We start from the raw sequence: 17,486 nt of genomic DNA on the forward strand, positions 1-17,486 counted from the left end.
ACGCCCCTTCTCCGGCCGGCACTCAGGGCGGCCGGCCGGAGAAGGGCTCTCAGGAACGCGCCGTCTCCGTCATCCGTTGACGCCCGTGTAGCGCCGCAGGCTCCACCGCCACAGCAGCCGCGCCGCCAGGTACGCCAGCACGCCCAGCAGCGGGGAGGCCGCCGCCAGCCAGTACGGGACGATGGTGTCGTGGCCGTGACCGGTCAGCACCGCCGCCGGGAAGTACGCGACGAACGCGAGCGGGAGGCCGTAGGTGAGGAAGCCGCCCACCGCCTTGGGCAGGACGTTCAGCGGGTAGCTGCCGAACGTGCCGAGGAGTTCCTCCAGCCAGCGGCCCCAGTAGTCGGCGGCCGGGAAGCGCAGCGCCGCGGAGGCCACGGCCGTGAACAGGGCCGCCTCCAGCAGCATGCCGCCCAGCACGGCCGCGACCAGGTACGTGATCCGGCCCGCCGTCCAGTCGAGATCACTGCGCGACAGCGCGCCCACCATCAGGCCCGCCGCGACCGTCAGGTCGCCGATGGCGTTGGTGGGGAAGTAGTCCAGCTGGACCTGGCGGTGGACCGGCATGGGGCGCAGCAGATAGGTGTCGATCCTGCCTTCCTGGATCTGCCGGCCCGCCCAGTGCATGCGTCCCAGGAACAGTACGAACAAGCCGTGGGCCAGCATCCGCGTGGCCGGGATGAGCAGCACGTCGGAGCTGTCCCAGCCGCCCATCCCGGTGAACCGGGTCAGCAGCACGGTCGCGAACACGATCACCGACACCTGCCAGACCGCGCCGATCGCGACCATCATCAGGAACTCGGTGCGGTACTCCAGCTGGGCACGGAAGTTGAGGGCGGTGATGCGCCACACGATGCGCAGAGCCTTCAGTGACATCTCAGCCTCCCTGCGAGATCACGCGCCGCGCGGCCTGCCGCCACACCCACCGGGTGAACAGCGCCAGCGCCACCACCCAGCCGGCCTGTACGGCCAGCTGGAACGCCGCGTCCGACAAGGGAATCCGGCCCACGTACAGCGACAGCGGCACGCTCAGCGTCGCCTGGAAGGGCAGGAAGGCGCTCAGTGTGATGAACCAGTCCGGGAAGAACCACAGCGGCGCGTACACGCCCGCCAGCAGGTTCTGCGCGAAGAGGAGGATCAGCATCGCGGCGTTGTTGCGGAGCGTGAAGAAGCACAGCTGGTCCAGGACGAGCATGATGTAGTACAGGACCCACTGGCCGAGCAGCATGCTCAGCAGGAACACCCCGGCCACGGCGGCGGACCCGGGCGGTTCCACGACTCCCACGGCCAGACAGACCGCGTAGCCGCCCAGCGCCCACGCCAGCCCGTAGAGCTGTTCGCCGAGGGCGCGCAGGGCGTAGTAGCGCTGCGGCGGCAGGGGACGCAGGTACCAGTAGACGATGGTGCCGAGCTGCATGTGCTGCAGCACCATGTCCCGGCCCGTGTGCTGGTCCAACTCCCTGAGGCGGGAGGCCAGTACGGCGAGCACGGCGTACGTCACCGCCTGGTCCCGGTCGAGTCCGGCGGTGGTGCCGGTCTGGGCGTACAGACCGCGCCACAGCGACCACACCAGGACCACCTGCACGGTCAGCCGGAGCAGGACGGCGGTCATGCGGGGCGGGGCGTGGAGCTCACCGAGCGGGGTGACGCGGGCCGCGCGCCAGGCGTGCAGGACCGCCATGTCAGGCCCCTTCCGCGGCGGCGCCCGCCTGGGCGTACGCGGCCCTCATCACGTCTTCCAGGTCCGCCTCGTCGATGCCGATGTCGGTCACCTCGAACCGCTCGATGACCGCCTTCAGCGCCTGGTGCACGGTCGGGGCGTCGGGCCCGTCGGGGCCGAGGACGACACGTGGGCCGTCGTGCCGGAGCAGCGCGATCCCCGGCGGCGGTACGACATCGGTGTGCGGGTCGGCGAGCGTCGCCCGCACCTGCCAGGTCGAGCCGAACTTGCGGCGGATCTCGTCCAGGGTGCCGTCGAGCATCAGCCGCCCGTGGTTGATCAGCACGACGCGCTCGGCGAGCCGCTCCACCTCGGTCATGTCGTGCGTGGTCAGCAGGACCGTACGGCCGCGCTGCTCCACCTGGTTGCGGAGGAACTCCCGCACCTGCTCCTTGACCACCACGTCCATGCCGATGGTCGGCTCGTCGAGGAAGACGACCGGCGGATCGTGCAGCAGGGCGGCGGCCAGGTCGGAGCGGACGCGCTGGCCGAGGGAGAGATGGCGGACGCGGGTGTCCCAGAAGGAGGAGAGGTCGAGGAGGTCGTCGAACTCCTTGAGCCGGGCGGCATGTTCGGCCTTCGGCACCTCGTAGATATCCCGCAGGATCGCGAACGACTCGCGCACCGGCAGGTCCCACCACAGCTGGGTGCGCTGCCCGAACACCGCGCCGATGTTGCGGGCGTTGTGCTCGCGCTCCTCGTACGGCACCACGCCCGCGACCCGGGCCTCGCCGGAGGTGGGCGTGAGGATGCCGGTGAGCATCTTGATGGTGGTGGACTTGCCGGCGCCGTTCGGGCCGAGCAGGGCGAGGAGTTCGCCGGGGGCGACGGAGAAGGTCACGTCGGAGACGGCGTGCTTGGCGACGCGTTCCGGATTGACCAGGGAGCGCAGGCCGCCGGCGAGACCGGGCCGGCGGACGGTGGTGTGGAAGGTCCGGGACAGGCCGCGAACCTCGATGCTGCCATCCAAGGGGCATCAACTCCTTTGTCTGATCAGACAAGTCGCGGCCGGTCGGCGGGAGTGCCGACCGGCCGCAGGCGACGTCCCGACACTGTCGGAAAGTCGATCAATCGGTCAATCGATTAATGGTCTTCTTACCTGGTGGTCGAGAACACGAACGAGAACTCCGCCGGCTCGGCCCGCAGGTAGTACTGCGGCAGCGGGCCCGGGCCGCAGGACTGCGAGCCGATGCCGTGCTGGCCGTGGTCGAGGTTGACCCACACCGTCTCGCCCGGCGTCAGATCCGTGAGGTGCCGGGCGGCGTCCAGCTGCTCGTTGGTCCAGCGCCGCGCGCTGAACCAGAACTCCGGGTCGCCCTCGATCCGCAGCCCGCCGAGCTCCACCCAGCGGACGTCGGCACGGGCGCCGTTCTCCTGCGGGCGGAGGTACGGCGTCTGCAGCTCGTCCACGGTCGCCTGCCAGCGGCTCACCATCGACGCCAGCCGGGTGTCCGGGTACGCCTCACCGGGACCGCCGCCGAACCACCGCACCCGGTCCGCCTGCGCAAGCCCGAACCGGATGCCGAGCCGGGGCAGCGGCACCGTCCAGTCGCCGTCCGGCGTCACGGACACGGTCAGCTTCAGCCGCTCGCCGTCGGAGGTCCAGCGGTACACCGTGGCGAGGCCGAACTCCCAGGCGGCGGGCGCCACCCGGGTCCGTACCGTCAGCGCGTCGTCGCTCAGCTCGACGGCGTCCAGGCGGTGGCGCATGCGGTGCAGGCCGTACTTGCGCCAGAGCATCCCGTAGCGGGTGTCCGTCTGCCACTCGGCGCCGTCGTCGTTGTCCGTCGGCGCCCGCCACACGTCCAGGCGCGGCGCGGTCACCTCGACACCGCCGATGGCCGTGAGCGCGCCGGTGCGGGCGTCGAGGGAGGCCGGGCCGAGCGTGATCAGCCGCTCGCTCGCCGTGGGACGGACGGAAGCGGTGACGGCGGGCGACCGACGCGCGTGCACCGGGACCTGGCCCCAGGCCACCACGTGATCCTTCAGCCCCCATGCCGTGTCGGCGGCGAGCAGCGCCCGTACGGTCCACTGTGTCTCGCCGCTCGGCTCGTGCGCGGGCGGCTCCGGCAGCTTGACGTCCGCGGACTCGCCGGGCGCGAGGTTCGGCACCGACAGGGCGCCCGCCTCGACCGTCTCGCCGTCCACCTGGTACGCCCACTCGAAGGCGAGCGCCGACAGATCGGCGAAGTCGTACTTGTTGGTCACGCGTACGGTGCCGTCGGCGCCGTCGCCCTCGATGCGGACCGGCTCGATGACCTTCTTGTACTCGACGAGCCCGGGGGAGGGCCGCCGGTCCGGGAAGATCAGGCCGTCGCAGACGAAGTTGCCGTCGTGCAGCTCCTCGCCGAAGTCGCCGCCGTAGGCGTAGCCCAGCTCGGGGTGCTTGATGCCGTGGTCGATCCACTCCCAGATGAAGCCGCCCTGGAGCCGGTCGTACTTCTCGAAGAGCTCCTGGTAGTCGGCGAGGCCACCGGGCCCGTTGCCCATGGCGTGCCCGTACTCGCACTGGATGAACGGGAGTTCACGGCGCTTGTGGGTGCCGCCGTCGAGTCGCTGTCCGATCCTGTCGACCTCGTCGTGGAAGGCGTACATCCGCGAGTACACGTCCGTGTCACGGCAGTTGATGTCGCCCTCGTAGTGCACGAGCCGTTCCGGGTCCCGGCCGTGGATCCACTCGGCCATCGCGGTGAGCCCGCGCCCGGTGCCGGCCTCGTTGCCGAGGGACCAGAAGACGATCGACGGGTGGTTCTTGTCGCGCTCGACCATGCGGGCCGCGCGGTCCAGCAGGGCCGGGGTCCAGCGGTCGTCGTCGACGGGGTTGTCGCGCCAGGCCTGCTCGGTGAAGCCGTGGGTTTCGAGGTCGCACTCGTCGATGACCCACAGGCCGTACTCGTCGCACAGGTCGAGGAAGGCCGGGTGCGGCGGGTAGTGCGAGGTGCGGACGGCGTTGAGGTTGTGCCGCTTCATCAGCAGCACGTCCTCGCGCATGGTCTCCAGGTCGAGGGCGCGGCCCTTCTCCGGATGCCACTCGTGCCGGTTGACGCCCTTGAAGAGGATCGCCCTGCCGTTGACCTTGATCAGGCCGTCTTCGAGGGCGACCGTACGGAAGCCGATGCGCAGCGGCACGCGCTCCCCGGCGGTGATCAGCTCACCGTCGTACAGCCTCGGCGTCTCCGCCGACCAGGGCTCGACCGGGACGGTCACCGGCTCGCCGGTCGCGACATCGATGTCCAGGGCGGGCACGGACACCCGCCCGTCGACGTCGGAGTCGACGCACAGGGTGCCCTCGCCGGTGGTGTGGTCGTAGGAGGCGTGCACGAAGAAGTCACCCACGCTGCCCGCCGGGCGGTGCAGGAGGGTGACGTCACGGAAGATGCCGGGCAGCCACCACTGGTCCTGGTCCTCCAGGTACGAGCCCGCCGACCACTGGTGCACACGGACCGCGAGCACGTTGCCGGCCGGCTTCAGCAGCTCCCCGACGGCGAACTCGTGCGGCAGCCGGGAGCCCTTGAACTCGCCGAGCTCCGTGCCGTTCAGCCAGACACGGGCACAGGACTCCACGCCGTCGAAGCGCAGGACGGCGCCGCCCTCGTCCAGGGCGGGCCAGTCCTCCGGCAGGTCGAAGACCCGCAGGTGGTCGCCGGTCGGGTTCTCGGTCGGGACGCGCGGCGGATCGACCGGGAAGGGGTAGAGGTGGTTGGTATAGATGGGCGACCCGAAGGCGCCGTCGCCCTGCAGAACCCAGTGGCCGGGGACCGTGACCTCGGCCCAGTCCCCGGCGTCGTACCCCTCCGCGGCGAACGAGTCGTCCTCGGCGCCGGCGGTCGCCGACAGACGCAGGCGCCAGCTGCCGTTCAGGGACAGGGACTTGGCGTCCGAGGACGCGTACCAGGCGCGGGGCGGGAGGGTCCCGCGGCCCGGTGAGACGTCCTCGACGTAGTCGACGGGTGGGGTGGTGCGGAAAGACATCGGTCTCCAGGTCTTGAGAAGAAGGCGTCAGCCCTTGATGCCGGTCTGTGCGATTCCCTGGACCAACCAGCGCTGAAGGAACAGGAACACGAACAGCAGGGGCAGGATGGAGATGGCCGTGGCCATGAAGATCAGGTGGTAGTTGACGGTCTGGTTGGTCGCGTACGACGAGAGGGCGACCTGCACCGTCCATGCGCTGGGGTCCTGGCCGATGACCAGGGGCCACAGGAAGGCGTTCCAGCCCGCGATGAAGGTGATCGTCGCGATCGCCGCGAAGAAGTTCAGCGAGTTGGGCACGACGACACGCCAGTACGCGCCCCAGTAGCTGAGCCCGTCCACACGCGCCGCCTCCTCCAGCTCCTTGGGGAACCCCAAGAAGTACTGCCGGAACAGGAAGCAGGTGAAACCACTGAACAGGCCCGGAATGATGAGACCGCGGTAGGTGTCCACCCAGCCGAGCGACGAGACGAGCACGAAGCTCGGCACGAACGTCACGGCCGTGGGCACCATCAGGGTGGCCAGTACGGCGTAGAAGATCTTGTTGGCGTGCCGGTACGGGATGCGGGCGAGGCCGTATCCGGCCAGCGAGCAGATCAGGAGAATTCCCGTGGTGTGCAGTACGGCGACGACCAGGGAGTTCCACATCGACCGGGCGAAGTCGACCGTGACGTCGTCGAACGGCTCGGCGATGTTGCCCCACTGGATGTCGGTGGGGAACCACTTCCACTCCTCGCCCGTGATCTCCGGGTCCGTCATGAAGGCGTTGCGGACGATCAGATAGAACGGGATGAGGAAGAGGACGGCGGCCACGCCGGTCGCGATGTACAGACCGGTGTTGCTCATGACGCCGCCGCGGCGCTTGGCCTTCACCGGCTTGCTGACGTCGGGTGCTGTGGTGGTCACTGGGACTCGTCACCCCTTCCGAAGCCCATGAGCTTGCCCTGGAACAGGGTCACGAGGCAGATGAGCGCGGTCAGGACCAGCGCACCCGCGCTGCCCGCGCCGTAGTTCTGGTTCTCGCCCAGCGCCATCTTGTACAGCTCGACGAGCGGAGGCATGCCCCAAGTGGCCTTGCCGAGCAGGATGAAGAACTCGTCGAAGGCCTGGTAGGCGGCGATGAGCAGCAGCAGGACCACCGCGGTGGAGGTCGCGCGCAGCTGGGGGAGCGTGATGTAGCGGAAGGTCTGCCAGCCCGGCTTGGCGCCGTCGATGGAGGCGGCCTCGTACAGTTCCTTCGGGATGTTCTGCAGCGCCGCGAGGAACAGGATCATGTAGAAACCGGACTGCAGCCACAGCCGGACGGTCACGATGACCAGCCAGTACCAGGGCGGATCGGGGTTGCCCAGCCAGGCGATGTTCTCGATCCCGAACCAGCCGAGGAACGTGTTGGCCATGCCGAAGCGGACGCCGTTGAAGATGGACATCTTCCAGATCAGCGCGGCGGCCGCGTAGCTGACCGCCGTCGGCAGGAAGAACACCGACCGGAAGAACGCCCGCATGAACCGCAGCCGGTTCACCAGGAGCGCGAGTCCCAGCGACAGCGCCCAGGTGGTCGGCACGATGAATGCGGCGAAGACGGTGAACGTGACCAGGGAGTTCCGGAAGTCCGTGTCCGTGAGGATCTGGCGGTAGTTGTCGAAGCCGACGAACTCGCTCGGCGTGACCGTGAAACGTGCCTCGAAGAAGCTGAGGTACAGGCTCCAGCCGATGGGCACGAAGACGAAGATCACCAGGCCGATCAGGAACGGCCCGGTGAAGAGCCAGAAGTTGAAGGTGCTGTTCGCCCTCAGGCCCCGCCGCGGCCGGTCCTTGGAGACCTTGGCCGGGGCGGGGTGGGCGACCCCGCGTGTGGTGGTGGTCGACATGTCGAGATCCGTCCGGCGGCCTATCCGAAGAGCTTCTTGAGCTCGGTGTTGACCTTCTTCTCCGCGGCGGCGAGCTGGGCCTTGGGGTCACCGTCCTTGCGGACGGAGTTCGCCATCACGTCGTTGACCGCGGCGATCATCGCCTGCGTCCAGCCGATGTTGTCGAAGTGACCGAACTCGTTGAAGAGCTTCACGCCCTCGGCCGGCAGGCCGGTCTTCAGCTTGGTGGCGGACTCCGCGAGGGAGGTGCGCGGCGGGATGTGGAAGCCGTAGGAGGTGGCGAAGTCCTCCTGGTACTCCTTCTGGTCGATCCACAGCCACTTCACGTATTCCTTGGCCGCGTCGACGTTCTTGCCCTTGGCGTTGACGAACATCGACCAGCCGCCGTTGTAGACCGACTCCTTGCCGGCGGACCCGACCTTCGGGAAGGGGAAGACGCCGATGTCGTCACCGAGCGCCTGCTGCATGGCCGGCATGGCCCACATGCCGCACCACTGGATCGCCGTAAGGCCCTGGGTGAAGGCCGACGGGTCCCACCAGTCGGCGGGCGCGTCGAGCAGCAGGTCGCCGCTGGTGAACAGGGAGCGCAGCTGCTTCAGGCCTTCGGCGACCGCGTCGGTGTTGAAGGCGGGCTTGTTGTCCGCGGTGAGCGTGTCGGCGCCGGCCGACCAGATCAGGTTGTGCTGGACCGGGGTGAGGTCGTTGCCGAGGTAGGCGCCCTTGACCTTGTTGGTCTTGAGCTTGGCGGCGGCCTCGATCAGCTCCTCCAGCGTGGTCGGCACCTCGACCTTCGCCTTCTCGAAGAGCGAGGGCCGGTAGAAGAAGAACTGCGGGTCGTCGATCATCCGGACGCCGTATATCTTCCCGTCGACCGTGTGCGACTTGATGTCGGCCTGGTTGAAGTCGTCCTTGACCGGCTCGATGATGTCGGTCAGGTCCGCCACCTGCCCGCTCTTGACGAGCTGGATCTGCGGGTGGAACTCGAACACGTCCGGCGCGTTCTTGGTGAGCAGCGCGGCGAACAGCTTCTGTTCGAAGTTGTTGCCGGTGATCCACTGGGTGGTGACGTCGGTCTTGTCGTACGCCTTCGCGTACTTCTTGACGGCCTGCTCGACGCCCGCCTCGCCGTACGCGTGGAAGTACTGGACGAGCCCGCCGCCCGAACCTCCGCTGCCCCGCCCGGTGTTGCTGCCGCACGCGGCAAGCCCGCCCGCGGCGGCCAGACCCATCGCGGCCCGCAGAACGGTGCGGCGGTCCCAGTTGTTGTTGCTCATTGCCGACATGCTGACGTCCTTGTCTCGAGTACGGCTGCGGCCCTGTGCCTGTGGCTGATGCGGCTCAGCGCCAGTTGGCTCAAAGGGGGGTGCGGTGCGGGACGTTAACCTTCGGCTAAGGCTTCGGCAAGGGGTTGGACGAAGTCTGCACGAAGCGTTGTGCAACGTTCGGGATACCGGACGTGACGGGTTCGCGGACCGCCGCACCAGCGGCCCGCGAACCTGCTTCAGACCAGGGGAATCACGCCCGGCTGCGCGCCGGTCCGGCGCGCTTCGTCCCGGCCCTCTGTCCCACGGACTGCAGCGCCCCTTCGAGCGCGAACGTCGCCGCGCCCAGGCACACCGGGTCGGTGGGGATGGGGGAGAGGACGATCCGGGTGGCGGCCAGCGGACGCCTCAGCGCGTGCCGGGCCACAGCCTCGCGCACCTCGTGCAGCAGCGGTTCGCCGAGCGTGGCGGCGACCCAGCTGCTCAGCACGACGACTTCGGGGTTGAACAGGTTCACCAGGTCGGCGATCCCGGCGCCCAGATAGCGGGCGGTGTCCCGGACCACCTTGACGGCCACCGGATCGTGCGCGGCGACGCCACGGGCCAGCGCGTCGATCGTGGCCGTCTGGTCCTCCGGGTGCAGCAGGGTGCTGTCGGCGGCCAACTCCCGCAGGTTCACCATGATTCCGGGCGCGCCGACATACGTCTCCACGCAGCCGTGGTTCCCGCAGTGGCACAGCCGCCCGTCCAGCACGAGCGTCGTATGCCCCCACTCGCCCGCGCTGTTGCTCACGCCCCGGTGCAGCCCGCCGCCCAGGACGAGCCCGGCGCCCACACCGGTCCCGAGGTTGACCACCACGGCGTCCCCGCTGCCGCGCGCGGCACCGAACCACAGCTCGGCCACCGCGCAGGCGCGCAACGGGTTGTCCATGTACAGCGGGTAGGCGATGTGCTCGGAGAGCAGGTCGAGCAGCGGCACGTCGTGCCAGTCCCAGTTGGGTGCGTACTCGGAGACACCGGTGTCCCGGTCCACCTGACCCGGCACGCTCACCCCGACGCCGAGCACCCGCGCGCCCTCCACCCCGGCCTGCGCGACCACTGAGCCGACGGCCGCGGCGACATGCCCGACGACCTGCTCGGGGCGGGACTCGCCGGGGCGCATGTCCTCGTCGGCGCGGGCCAGGACGTTCAACCCGAGATCGAAGAGCTCGACCCGGACGTACGTCTCCGCGATGTCGACGCCGATCAGCGCGCCCCCGGACGCGTTGACGGCCACGAGCCCACGGGGGCGGCCGCCGGCCGAGTCCTCGAACCCGACCTCCGTGATCATCCGGAGGTCGAGCAGCTCGCCCACGAGGGTGGCGACCGTGGCGAGACTGAGACCGGTGGCGGCCGCAAGCTCCTGCCGGGAGGTGGGCGACGTGGCGATGATCTGGCGCAGCACCTCATAGCGGTTCGCCGTGCGGATGTCGCGTGATGTGCGCTTCACCGGGCCTGCCCCCGTCCCTTCAGTCCATGCCGGCTCGTCGTCGGCACCGGCGCGGCGCAAGGCTATGGCGTGCGGGGACTTTCGACAAGGGGTTAGGAAAGGGGGTTTACAAAGTCTCCTAGGCCATCAGTCACCCAGTATCTCCTGCACGAAGGCGTTGGCGAATTTCCGACCCGGGTCCAGCTCCCGCGCCAGCGCCCGGAAGTCGGCCAGCCGCGGATACCGCCCGCGCAGCACCTGCGCCGGCACCGTGAACACCTTCCCCCAGTGCGGCCGCGCCTCGAAGGCGTCCAGTGCCTCCTCCAGCCGCCGCACCACCGGCAGCACGGCGGCCGTGTCCTCGATCCAGGTGAAGTGCAGCGCCACGGTGTCCCGTCCATAGGAGGGGCTGAGCCACTGCTCGTCGGCGGCGACCGTGCGCACCTCGCAGGTCTGCAGGACGGGGGCGACCGTGTCCCGGATCCCGTCGAGCGCGTGCAGCGCATCGATGGCGTACCGCCGCGGCAGCAGATACTCCGACTGCAGCTCGGCCCCGCTGCTCGGCGTGAACTCCGCCCGGAAGTGCGGCAGCCGCTCGTGCCACGGCCCCGGCACCCCGAACTGCTCCGTGCAGTTGACCGCGGGCATCCCCGGCACCGGGTGCAGCTTCTCGGTGGCGGGCGCCGCCCACGGGAAGCCGGGCAGCGGCCGGCCGGTGCGCCGCTTGAGCCATACCTGCCGGAATCCCGGCGCCCGCCAGTCGGTGAACAGGCTCACGCTGTACGCCGACGACATCACGGCCTCGAAGGCCGCCAGGTCCAGCCCCGCCAGCGGGAGTTCGGTGAAGACGTGCTGCTCCACCTCGAAGGACGGCTCCAGATCGAGCGTCAGGGAGGTGACGACACCGAGGGCGCCCAGCGAGGTGACCGCACCGCCGAACCGCGGATCGCCCCGCCCGACGGTCAGCACCGACCCGTCCGCCGTGACCAGCTCCACCTCGCGCACGGGCGCGGCCAGCGAGCCGTTGCCGACCCCCGACCCGTGCGTGCCGGTGGCGACCGAGCCGGCCACCGAGATGTGCGGCAGGGACGCCATGTTGGGCAGCGCGAACCCGTGCGCGTGCACCGCGCGGGCGAGTTCGGCGTACCGTACGCCGCCCGAGACACGGACCGTACGGGTCTCGCCGTCCACGTCGATCACCGGCGGCAGACCGGCGATCGACAGCAGGACGCCCTCGGGGCCCGGCTCGGCGATCTCGTTGAAGGAGTGCCCGCTGCCCAGCACCCGCACCCGATCGCTCCCGGCCACCAGGGCGCTGATCGCGTCCAGCGAGTACGGCCGGTGCAACTCCTTGGCGGAGTAGGTGATGTTGCCCGCCCAGTTGGTGATCGTCTCGGTCATCCTTGCCGTCCTTGAGAGTGAGTGCCGTGCCGTCCTTGAGAGTGAGTGCCGTGCCGTCCTGCCGGGGGAGTGCCGTGCCGTCCTGCAGGGGAGCGCCTGTGCGTGGTGTTTGTGCGTGCTGCCTGTGCGTTGACCCTCTCATCCGCGCCTGCCTACCGTAGAGACCGCTTTCCCGCCCCTCTCTCGCCGAGCCGGAGTCCACGTCCTTGACCCACCTTCCGCAGGCCCTCTTCGCCATGACCGCCGAGCACGTGCCGCAGGTCTTCCCGCCGGAGGTGCTGGAGCGGCTGCGGGAGTCGGTGGACATCGATCCCGCCCTGGTGGCCGAGGACTTCACCGACCCGCGCGTGAAGGACGTGCTCGCCCGCACCGAGATCCTCGTCACCGGCTGGGGCTGCCCCCGCCTCGACGCCGCCGCCCTCGACGCCGCCCCGGAACTGCGCGCGGTGCTGCACTCGGCCGGCTCGGTCAAGAGCCTCGCCACGCCCGAGCTGTGGCGGCGGGGCATCGCGGTGAGCTCGGCGGCCGCGGCCAACGCCGTGCCGGTCGCCGAGTACACGCTCGCCATGATCCTGCTCGCCGGGAAGGACCTCTTCGCCGCCCGCGACCGGCTGCGTACCGAGCGCGCCTTCCCGGGGTGGGGGCTCTTCCCCGGCATCGGCAACCACGGCCGCCGGGTCGGGGTGATCGGGGCCTCGCGCATCGGCCGCCGCGTGCTCGAACTCCTGCGCCCCTTCGACCTGCGCGTGCGTCTCACCGACCCGTACGTCGACGAGGCGGGCGCCGCGGCGCTCGGCGTACCGCTGCTGCCGCTGGACGACCTCCTGCGCACGTCGGACATCGTGACGATCCACGCCCCCGAGACCCCCGAGACACGTCACCTCATCGGCCCCCGCGAGCTGGCCCTGATGCCGGACGGAGCGGTCCTGATCAACACCGCGCGCGGCGGCCTGCTCGACCACGAGGCCCTGATCGCCGAGCTCCGCACCGGCCGCATTTCCGCGATCCTCGACGTCACCGACCCCGAGCCCCTGCCCGCCGACTCACCCCTGTACGACCTGCCGAACGCCTTCATCACCCCGCACCTCGCGGGCTCCCAGGGCAACGAGGCGGCCCGCCTGGGGCTCGCGGTCGCGGAGGAGGCCGCACGGCTGCGGGCGGGTGGGGACCTGGCGCACCCGGTCGACCCCGCGGCCCTGGAGCGGGAGGCGTAGGTCACGCCACGTGCGCCCCGAGGGGGCCCCGGCGCGGCTCACGCCCGGGCAGGGGCATACCGTGAGGAGTCGTACGCCTGAGCCGGGAGGAGATTACGGATGGGCAGCCGCACCGCACTGGTCGAGGATCTGATGGAGCGATTCCCGCACGTACCGCGGGAAGCCGTCTTCAAAGAGGACCTGCTGCGGGGTGGCGTGGCATTCGACCCGTCCGCCCTCAGCGACAACGAGGGCGGTGAGGTCAAGCCGAAGTCGTACTTCATCTTCTCCTTCGACCACGGCACCCTGCCCGAGCTCGGCGAGGCCGCGCTGCGCCGCCCGCCGGAGGAGATCATCCTCACCGGCGGCCCGTACGACCTGCGCCGGACGGTCGTCTCGGTGCGCGTGAACCCGTCGTCGCCGTACCGGGTGGCGGCCGGCGAGGACGGGATCCTCGGTCTCTATCTCGACGGCAAGCGGATCGCCGACGTCGGTGTGCCGCCGATGCCGGAGTACTACCGGCACACCCTCGCCAACGGGAAGTCGGTCATGGAGGTCGCCCCGACCATCCAGTGGGGCTACCTGATCTACCTCACCGTCTTCCGCGTCTGCCAGTACTTCGGCGCCAAGGAGGAGTGCCAGTACTGCGACATCAACCACAACTGGCGCCAGCACAAGGCGGCAGGGCGCCCCTACACCGGGGTGAAGGACGTCGAGGAGGTCCTGGAGGCCCTGGAGATCATCGACCGGTACGACACCGCGAAGACGTCCACCGCCTACACGCTCACCGGCGGCGCGATCACCAAGACGGTCGCCGGCCGGGACGAGGCCGACTTCTACGGCCACTACGCCAAGGCCATCGAGGAGCGCTTCCCGGGGCGGTGGATCGGCAAGGTGGTGGCGCAGGCGTTGCCGCGCGACGACGTCCAGCGGTTCAAGGACTACGGCGTGCAGATCTACCACCCCAACTACGAGGTGTGGGACCGGCGCCTGTTCGAGCTGTACTGCCCCGGCAAGGAGCGGTACGTCGGCCGCGACGAGTGGCACAAGCGGATCCTCGACTCGGCCGAGGTCTTCGGCGCACGCAACGTCATCCCCAACTTCGTGGCGGGCGTGGAGATGGCGGAGCCGTTCGGCTTCACCACGGTGGACGAGGCGATCGCCTCGACGACCGAGGGCCTGCGCTTCTTCATGTCCCACGGGATCACGCCCCGCTTCACCACCTGGTGCCCCGAGCCGACCACCCCGCTCGGCAAGGCCAACCCGCAGGGCGCGCCGCTGGAGTACCACATCCGGCTGTTGGAGGCCTACCGCGCCACGATGGACGACTTCGGCCTGTCCTCCCCGCCCGGCTACGGCCCTCCCGGCCCCGGGCGCGCGGTGTTCTCGGTCAGCTCTTTCATGGACAGTCTTCCGGCGGAGGAGTCCGCGACGGTGTAGCGGAGGATTCCGCGAGGGTGTAATTGAGACGGACGGGGCCGGCGTCCGTACCAGTGGCTGGAGTTGCGGGGAGCGACGGTCTGTCAGACATCTGAAGACGGCGCTTGTCAGTTGTGCAGGAACCGTGAAAAGCTCATGCCCTGCCGCGAGGTTCCCCCCAACTCCATTGCTGATGTGGCGAGTTGACCTCGCATGTGGATGCAGGAGACTCATGCCCGACCTGCCGACCCCCCAGGACGCCACCGAGGCCGCGCTGTTCTCCGAGTGCTGGGACGCCGTGCTGTCGTACGCCGATCTGTGTACGGCCGGCTCCACCGCGGCCGGCCAGCTGGCCGCGGAGGCGTTTTCGACCGGCATACGCGAGGCGCGTGAGACCGAGGCCGGAACCTTCCGCAGCACGGGCCGCCGCTCGGCCCGGCTGCCCCGGATCCCCCTGCTGCTGACCGCCGTACGCACCACGGCGGCCGCCTGGGAGGAGACCGGGCAGGGCCACAAGCTCGACCCCGACCTGCGCCTGTGGCTCAACTCCGACAAGGCCGCCCGCTACACCGGACCCCCGCTGCAGCGCCCGCTCGCGCTGCGCGGACTGCGTGACATGCAGGAACCGGACGCGGCGCTGCTGTGGCTGACCGAGGTGGAGGCGCTGCCGCCGGCTGTCGTGGCCCGCCGGCTCGGCCTCGACCCGGACACCGTCTCCGAGGAACTCGCCCAGGTCCGGGGCCTGTTCCGGGACCGCTGCCAGCGCAACCACCTCGACACGCCGATGGACGCGCGGTGCCGCAGCTACGCCCGACTCCTCGACGCCGTGACCCGCTCGACGGCCGCCGACACCCCGGACGACCTCTCCCGCCACCTCGCCACCTGCGTGCAGTGCGCCGAGGCCGCCGCCTGTCTGCGACTGCACGGCGGCGGGCTGCCCGGGGCGCTGGCCGGCGGGGTGATCGGCTGGGGCGGCCTCGCCTACTTGGAGCGCCGCCGCCGGGCCGCCGAGGTGCGCCTCGGCGCCGGACGCCCCGAGCGGGCGGACGCGGACGCCGGCCCGCCGAACCCCGGCGCGCACAAGGCGCGCGTCGTGCGTAGCGGCCTTCTCGTCGCCGCCGTCCTCGTCTCCGCGCTCGCCCTCGCGGTGTCGATGATGCCTGGCGGCTCCACCGGCGACGGCACCGTGGCGGGCGGCGACGCGTCCGACCGTCAGCCGGTCTCCGGCCCCGACTTCTCCGCGCCGGTCACGGGCGCCACCCGGTCGGCGGACTCGTCGGCGGCGGACTCGCCCCAGCCGTCGCGGACCAGCACGCGGCACGACTCACCCGCGCCGAAGAACTCCGACCCGGAACCCCAGGGCACCCAGTCCGCCACGGCCGGCGAGGACGATCCGGAGCCGTCCGCGAGCGAAGCGGCCACCTGCAGCGTCCAGTACGACCTCGTCAACGAATGGCCCGACGGCTTCCAGGCCACCGTCACCGTCACCACCGAACGGGCCCTCGACGACTGGCGCGTCGCCTGGTCCTTCCGGGACGGCCAGCAGGTCGGCCAGATGTGGGACGCGAGCTTCGCCCAGAACGGCTCTCGGGTGACGGCCACGGCCGCGGACTACAACAAGACGGTCACCGAGAACGGCACCCTCTCCTTCGGCTTCATCGCCTCGTGGGAGGGCGAGAACTCGCCGGCGTACGACTTCGCGCTGAACGGGCACGACTGTGCCTAAAACCGGTTGACGGGCCTTCACGGGGCCGGGCTAGAGTGACGGCGGTTCAAGGCGGTGGCCGGTGGCCGCCGCCGTCGAAGCAGACGTGTGTGAAGCAGATGCGTGTGAGGAGGTGTCGACCGATGGCTGTCATTGCGATGGGCGCTGCCCGCATCCAGTTCATCAAGTCCACCTCCGTGGCCGTCGGCTGATCACACCTCATCTCTCCGCGTCCTGCGTACGCGGCCGCCGGGGCCACCCTTGTGAAGGGTCACCCGTTGACTTCCACCTCTGTTTTCTCCGCGTTGGCTCCCTACGGCTGGGACTCGGCCTGGGCCGACGCGTTCACCCCGTACGACGCCGAAGGGCTGCTGCCCGGGCGCGTCGTACGGGTCGACCGCGGGCAGTGCGACGTCGTCACCGCCGAGGGGGTCGTACGCGCCGACACGGCCTTCGTCACCCCGCACGATCCGATGCGGGTCGTGTGCACCGGTGACTGGGTCGCCGTCGAACCCGCGGGCAACAACCCGCGCTACGTACGCACGTATCTGCCACGCCGTACCGCCTTCGTGCGCTCCACCTCCTCCAAGCGGTCCGAGGGGCAGATCCTCGCCGCCAACGTCGACCACGCGATCGTCGCCGTGTCGCTGGCCGTCGAGCTCGACCTCGGCCGGATCGAACGGTTCCTCGCGCTGGCCTGGGAGTCGGGCGCGCAGCCGGTCGTCGTCCTCACCAAGGCCGACCTCGTGCCGGACGCGGTGACGCTCTCGCATCTCGTCCAGGACGTGGAGCTCACGGCGCCGGGGGTGCCCGTGCTGCCGGTCAGCGCCGTGGACGGGGACGGGCTCGACGTGCTCGTCGCGGTCGTCTCCGGCGGTACGTCCGTGCTGCTCGGACAGTCCGGCGCGGGCAAGTCGACGCTCGCGAACGCGCTGCTCGGCGAGGACGTCATGGAGGTCCAGGCCACCCGTGACATCGACGGCAAGGGCCGCCATACGACCACCACCCGCAACCTCCTCGCCCTGCCCGGCGGCGGGGTCCTGATCGACACCCCGGGGCTGCGGGGCGTCGGGCTCTGGGACGCCGGGGCCGGGGTCGGCCAGGTCTTCTCGGAGATCGAGGAGCTGGCCGAGGGGTGCCGGTTCCAGGACTGTGCGCATGATGCCGAGCCCGGGTGCGCCGTGCTGGCCGCGATCGATGCCGGTGAGCTGCCACTGCGGCGACTGGAGAGCTACCGCAAGCTCATGCGGGAGAACCAGTGGATCGTGGCCAAGACGGATGCGCGGGTCCGTGCGGAGCTCAGGCGGGACTGGAAGCGGAAGGGTGTTGAGGGGAGGGCGGCGATGGAGGCGAAGCGGCGGAGGTGGCGGTAGCGCCTATTGGGGTGCCTCATCTGCCGACTGGCGGCTTGCGGGTTCGTTGTGGCTGGCAGCGCAGTTCCCCGCGCCCCTTTAGGGGCGCGGCCAGCGCCGTGTCCGATT

General features: G+C 70.2%; 13 protein-coding genes. 4 read left to right on the forward strand and 9 right to left on the reverse strand.

Translation table 11 applies throughout. The features are described 5' to 3' along the window. Positions 1-69: 69 nt before the first annotated feature. From ACQEV2_RS33745 to ACQEV2_RS33785, 9 genes are all read right to left on the reverse strand, one after another. The gene (locus ACQEV2_RS33745) at positions 70-876 is read right to left on the reverse strand and encodes an ABC transporter permease (protein WP_433050112.1); all 807 of its coding nucleotides are present in this window, start codon (positions 874-876) and stop codon (positions 70-72) included. A gap of 1 nt (position 877) precedes the next feature. After that, positions 878-1,681, reverse strand: coding sequence for an ABC transporter permease (locus tag ACQEV2_RS33750; protein ID WP_433050115.1), 804 nt, complete (start codon positions 1,679-1,681; stop codon positions 878-880). Position 1,682: 1 nt separating this feature from the next. Further along, a complete protein-coding gene (locus ACQEV2_RS33755; RefSeq protein WP_433050118.1) occupies positions 1,683-2,690 on the reverse strand; it encodes an ABC transporter ATP-binding protein in 1,008 nt (335 codons plus the stop codon). 125 nt (positions 2,691-2,815) lie between these two features. After that, positions 2,816-5,692 (reverse strand): glycoside hydrolase family 2 TIM barrel-domain containing protein, encoded by a 2,877-nt coding sequence (locus tag ACQEV2_RS33760; protein WP_433050121.1) that lies wholly within the window; start codon positions 5,690-5,692, stop codon positions 2,816-2,818. A 27-nt stretch (positions 5,693-5,719) separates the two neighbouring features. Beyond that, positions 5,720-6,595 (reverse strand): carbohydrate ABC transporter permease, encoded by an 876-nt coding sequence (locus tag ACQEV2_RS33765; RefSeq protein ID WP_433050124.1) that lies wholly within the window; start codon positions 6,593-6,595, stop codon positions 5,720-5,722. Further along, positions 6,592-7,557: a carbohydrate ABC transporter permease gene (locus ACQEV2_RS33770; protein WP_433050127.1), complete on the reverse strand. Its 966-nt coding sequence runs from the start codon at positions 7,555-7,557 to the stop codon at positions 6,592-6,594. Before ACQEV2_RS33770 ends, ACQEV2_RS33765 begins: the two co-directional genes overlap by 4 nt. A 20-nt stretch (positions 7,558-7,577) precedes the next feature. Next, positions 7,578-8,840 (reverse strand): ABC transporter substrate-binding protein, encoded by a 1,263-nt coding sequence (locus ACQEV2_RS33775; protein WP_433050130.1) that lies wholly within the window; start codon positions 8,838-8,840, stop codon positions 7,578-7,580. 232 nt (positions 8,841-9,072) lie between these two features. Further along, positions 9,073-10,308, reverse strand: coding sequence for an ROK family transcriptional regulator (locus ACQEV2_RS33780; RefSeq protein WP_433050133.1), 1,236 nt, complete (start codon positions 10,306-10,308; stop codon positions 9,073-9,075). 126 nt (positions 10,309-10,434) lie between these two features. After that, positions 10,435-11,688 (reverse strand): D-arabinono-1,4-lactone oxidase, encoded by a 1,254-nt coding sequence (locus ACQEV2_RS33785; protein WP_433050136.1) that lies wholly within the window; start codon positions 11,686-11,688, stop codon positions 10,435-10,437. Between the two features lie 206 nt (positions 11,689-11,894). Here ACQEV2_RS33785 and ACQEV2_RS33790 point away from each other — a divergent pair, with 206 nt between their 5' ends. The 4 genes from ACQEV2_RS33790 to rsgA all read left to right on the forward strand — a co-directional run bounded on the left by ACQEV2_RS33790 (position 11,895) and on the right by rsgA (position 17,378). Continuing rightward, positions 11,895-12,902 carry a hydroxyacid dehydrogenase gene (locus tag ACQEV2_RS33790; protein WP_433050139.1) on the forward strand — a complete coding sequence of 336 codons (1,008 nt, stop codon included), beginning with the start codon at positions 11,895-11,897 and terminating at the stop codon, positions 12,900-12,902. A 99-nt stretch (positions 12,903-13,001) separates the two neighbouring features. Next, positions 13,002-14,321, forward strand: coding sequence for a radical SAM protein (locus ACQEV2_RS33795; RefSeq protein WP_433050142.1), 1,320 nt, complete (start codon positions 13,002-13,004; stop codon positions 14,319-14,321). Between the two features lie 211 nt (positions 14,322-14,532). Further along, positions 14,533-16,026 (forward strand): cellulose binding domain-containing protein, encoded by a 1,494-nt coding sequence (locus tag ACQEV2_RS33800; RefSeq protein WP_433050145.1) that lies wholly within the window; start codon positions 14,533-14,535, stop codon positions 16,024-16,026. Positions 16,027-16,283: 257 nt separating this feature from the next. Next, a complete protein-coding gene (gene rsgA / locus ACQEV2_RS33805; RefSeq protein ID WP_433050148.1) occupies positions 16,284-17,378 on the forward strand; it encodes a ribosome small subunit-dependent GTPase A in 1,095 nt (364 codons plus the stop codon). Positions 17,379-17,486 lie beyond the last annotated feature (108 nt).

Source organism: Streptomyces sp. CA-251387, assembly GCF_050936625.1.
Lineage (GTDB): Bacteria > Actinomycetota > Actinomycetes > Streptomycetales > Streptomycetaceae > Streptomyces.

Bases quoted from the DNA above. Each gene is read 5' to 3' on its own strand.
- ACQEV2_RS33745 (WP_433050112.1), bottom strand. From the start codon at position 876: ATGTCACTGAAGGCTCTGCGCATCGTGTGGCGCATCACCGCCCTCAAC.
- ACQEV2_RS33750 (WP_433050115.1), bottom strand. From the start codon at position 1,681: ATGGCGGTCCTGCACGCCTGGCGCGCGGCCCGCGTCACCCCGCTCGGT.
- ACQEV2_RS33760 (WP_433050121.1), bottom strand. From the start codon at position 5,692: ATGTCTTTCCGCACCACCCCACCCGTCGACTACGTCGAGGACGTCTCA.
- ACQEV2_RS33770 (WP_433050127.1), bottom strand. From the start codon at position 7,557: ATGTCGACCACCACCACACGCGGGGTCGCCCACCCCGCCCCGGCCAAG.
- ACQEV2_RS33775 (WP_433050130.1), bottom strand. From the start codon at position 8,840: ATGTCGGCAATGAGCAACAACAACTGGGACCGCCGCACCGTTCTGCGG.
- ACQEV2_RS33785 (WP_433050136.1), bottom strand. From the start codon at position 11,688: ATGACCGAGACGATCACCAACTGGGCGGGCAACATCACCTACTCCGCC.
- ACQEV2_RS33795 (WP_433050142.1), top strand. From the start codon at position 13,002: ATGGGCAGCCGCACCGCACTGGTCGAGGATCTGATGGAGCGATTCCCG.
- ACQEV2_RS33800 (WP_433050145.1), top strand. From the start codon at position 14,533: ATGCCCGACCTGCCGACCCCCCAGGACGCCACCGAGGCCGCGCTGTTC.